Raw genomic sequence first — 3,169 nt, 5'->3', positions numbered from 1 at the left:
GCATAGAGCAGCGAGCCCAGGGGCGGTTCCTCGAGGAAGCTGAAATCCGAATGCCAAGCATTGCCGAAGGTGCTGATCTTGGCCTCGTCGGCCTCCTTGAGCACGGCGATGATGTCCGGATGCTCCTCCATATGCTTGATGTAGGGCGAACGCGTTGTCGGCCCGAAACGAAGCGTGAGCGCGACATGCTGCTCGGGCGTCAGATGCTGGTCATGGATATGGAGGACCAGATAGTCGGCGAAGGCGCGCTGCAGCTCGGCGAAGGCCGCGTCGTCGAGCGTCGCCAGATCGATACCGGAAATGTCGGCGCCGAGCGCACCGGCCATGGGGCGGAGCTGGAAGCGCTTATAGGGCTGGGGCTGGGTCATGATGCGCGATTATAGGCCAGGCGGTTTGTGGGGAGAAAGACCGGGCGTCCACGGGCCGAACGCGACGCGCCCTGGCCCGCCCGCAGCGCCAGTCCTAAGCTGATACAGCTTCTCCCACCAGCGAGAAAACCATGGCCGCCTATGTCATTTCCGAGATCGAACCCCGCGACCCGGTCCTGTTCGAGCGCTACCGCGCCCTCGCCCCGGCCACCATCGCCAAGCATGGCGGGCGCTATCTCGTGCGCGGCGGCGCCAGCGAGGTCGTCGAGGGCGGGCCGCCGGCGAAGATGATCGTCGTGCTAGAGTTCCCGTCGATGGCGCAGGCCAAAGCCTGGTATGACTCCGCGGACTATGCCGAGCCGCGCAAGATCAGCAAGGACGCGCTGCGGCGGCGGCTGATCTTCATCGAGGGAGTGGCATTTGGGTATGCCGGGTCGTAAGGCTACCGAGGTTGCTGGCCTAGCCTACCTTCGAAAACCACTGCCCAACCATCCCCAGGCAGGCTCTGATTGCATAGCGGCGATCCGCCGTCCGCGGGCTCAGCATGAATTGCAGCCAGAGGCCGTCGATCATGGCCGTGAGCGAGGTGCCCATGACCTTCGCGTCTGCGGCGGCGATCCCCTGCTCCTTGGCGAGCTCCGTGACAGTGCGCTCGACCTCGCGGCTGTAGCGGCGCTCGACGCGCAGGACCAGCGAGCGATAGCGATCGCGCAAGTTTGCGTCCGACCAGAAGGCGAACCAGACCGCGAGCTTGCGGTGGGTGAAGATGCGCGGATCGAAATAGGCCTCGATCATGCTTCTGAGGCGGTCGGCAGGCGGGGCGCCGGCGACCTTGGCCATCGCCTCGCGCCAGACATCGTCATATTCGGTCGAGATGAAGCGGAAGGTCTCGTCGAACAGCTTGTCGATCGACTTGAAATGGAAGTTCATCAGCCCGACGGAGAGGCTGGCCTGCTTCGCCACGCGCGCGACCGTGGTGCCGGCATAGCCGTGGGTCGCGATCACCGAGACAGTCGCGTCGACCAGCTCGCGCCGGCGGCGGTCACGGATGGAATCGTTGGGGCGGGCGGTACGGCGGGTGGGTTTCTTGGGCATCGTCTTTCTTGATGTGCGGAGTTTCCTGTCAGCGACCCCTCCCCCTACCCCCTCCCGCAAGGGGAGGGGGCGAGGAAATACTGAAGCCTCTCCGCAAGTCCCCTCAGACAACTCTCCCACTTTGTGGGAGAGAGGAAAGAGTCAACGCATCAGCGTTTCCGCTCCTACGCCATCGCCTTCTTGCGCGGGGGGTCGAAGAACATGCGGTTGCGCGCCCAGCATTTGACCATCGAGCGCTCGATCTTCTGTTCCTTGCCGTGCCAGATCTCGATCCACATCTCGGTGCCGGGCTTGGCGTAGGCGGGCGGGACCTTGGCGAAGGCGAGGTTCTTCTTCAGATGCGGCGACCACATGGCCGAGGTGGTGAGGCCGAGCTCGGTCTTGCCGGGCTTGTCGGCATAGAGGAAGGCGCCAGGGGCGGGCTTGCGACCCTCGATCTCGATCCCGATCAGGATATGGCGCGAGCCCTTCTCCTTCTCGGCCGCGAGCGCGCGCTTGCCGACGAAATAGCTGTCCTTCTTCAAGCCCACGCACCAGCCGATGCCGGCCTCGAAGGGCGAGACCGCGGCGGTCGGGCGGATCGCATGCTTGGCGCCGATATAATCCACATCGACCAGGATGAAACCGGCCTCGATCCGCACCATGTCGAGGGCGAGGCTGCCCATGGGTGCGATCTTGTGCGGCGTGCCGACCCGGAACAGCGCCTCCCAAAGCCAGAGCGCGTCCTGGGGCTTCACCCAGATCTCATAGCCCAGATCGCCGGTGAAGCCGGCACGGTCGATGCGCAGCCATTTGCCGTCGAGCTGGGTCTCCATGATGCCGAAATGCGGCAGCGTCTCGATGCCCTTGACACCCATCGCCTGGAGAATCACCCGCGCATTGGGCCCCTGCAGCGACAGGCCCGCCAGCGTCTCCGACACCTCCTCGATCTTGACGTCGAAGCCATAAGCGGCGTCGCCCAGCCAATGGAGCTGATGCAGCGCGGCGTTGAGCAGGAACTCGTTCTCGCCCAGCCGGAAGATCGTGCCCTCCTCGAGCATCTTGCCGTCATCGTCGCACCAGGCGGTGTAGGCCGCCGTCATCGGCTTGATCTTGGTCAGGTCACGCGTCACCAGGAAATTGGCGAAGCGCGCCGCGTCCTTGCCGGTGATCGAATATTTGATCAGCGGCGAGACGTCATAAACCGAGGCGCCATGGCGGGTCGCGAAATATTCCGACTGCTCGCTGTCATAGAAGGCCGGCGAGTAATAACCCTGCCAGCGCACCCAGCCATTGCCCTGCATGAGCGGATCGATCGCCGCATGGAAGGGCGTCTCTTTCCGGAAGGGCTTCAGATACTGGACGTGGGTCATGCCGCGGCCCTTCCGTCTTTCCGCGCCTTCACGTCCTTGAGGATCTCGCGCGCGGCATTGGCGCCCGCGGCCCCCGAGACATTGCCGCCCGGATGGGCGCCGGCGCCGCAGAGCCAGAGGCCGGGGATCGGCATGCGGTAGCGCTGGAAGCTCGCGGCCGGCCGCAGGAAGAACACCTGGTCGAGCGTCACCTCGCCCTGATGCCACTGGCCGCCCGATAGCCCGAACTGGGTCTCGAGGTCCTGCGGCGTCAGGGTCTCGGCGGCGCGCACGAGCTTCCGCGTACCGGGTGCCGCCTGCTCCACCATGTCGAGGCCGCGCTCGAACACCTGGGCGCGGGCCTGGTCGGGCGGC

5 protein-coding genes are annotated in these 3,169 nt (G+C 65.3%); 1 reads left to right on the top strand and 4 read right to left on the bottom strand.

The features are described from left to right. A partial coding sequence (locus ACREE8_RS25030) for a TauD/TfdA dioxygenase family protein (RefSeq protein ID WP_431575745.1) occupies positions 1–368 on the bottom strand: 368 nt, incomplete at its 3' end. 131 nt (positions 369–499) lie between these two features. On the opposite strand from ACREE8_RS25030, the gene ACREE8_RS25025 reads away from it, so the two are divergent. Further along, a complete protein-coding gene (locus tag ACREE8_RS25025; protein ID WP_431575744.1) occupies positions 500–808 on the top strand; it encodes a DUF1330 domain-containing protein in 309 nt (102 codons plus the stop codon). A 19-nt stretch (positions 809–827) separates the two neighbouring features. Here ACREE8_RS25025 and ACREE8_RS25020 read toward each other — a convergent pair whose 3' ends face one another. From ACREE8_RS25020 to ACREE8_RS25010, 3 genes are all read right to left on the bottom strand, one after another. Beyond that, the gene (locus ACREE8_RS25020) at positions 828–1,463 is read right to left on the bottom strand and encodes a TetR family transcriptional regulator C-terminal domain-containing protein (protein WP_431575743.1); all 636 of its coding nucleotides are present in this window, start codon (positions 1,461–1,463) and stop codon (positions 828–830) included. A 164-nt stretch (positions 1,464–1,627) separates the two neighbouring features. Next, entirely contained in the window at positions 1,628–2,815 is a 1,188-nt protein-coding gene (locus tag ACREE8_RS25015) for an aminomethyltransferase family protein (protein ID WP_431575742.1), read from the bottom strand. Beyond that, on the bottom strand, positions 2,812–3,169 hold a 358-nt coding region (locus ACREE8_RS25010), incomplete at its 5' end, for a phytoene desaturase family protein (RefSeq protein ID WP_431575741.1). The genes ACREE8_RS25010 and ACREE8_RS25015, both read right to left, overlap by 4 nt.

It is taken from the genome of Hypericibacter sp., from assembly GCF_050729195.1.
GTDB lineage: Bacteria > Pseudomonadota > Alphaproteobacteria > Dongiales > Dongiaceae > Hypericibacter.
Note: the sequence above shows the minus strand (reverse complement) of the source record. Positions and strands in the feature narration are given on the sequence as shown.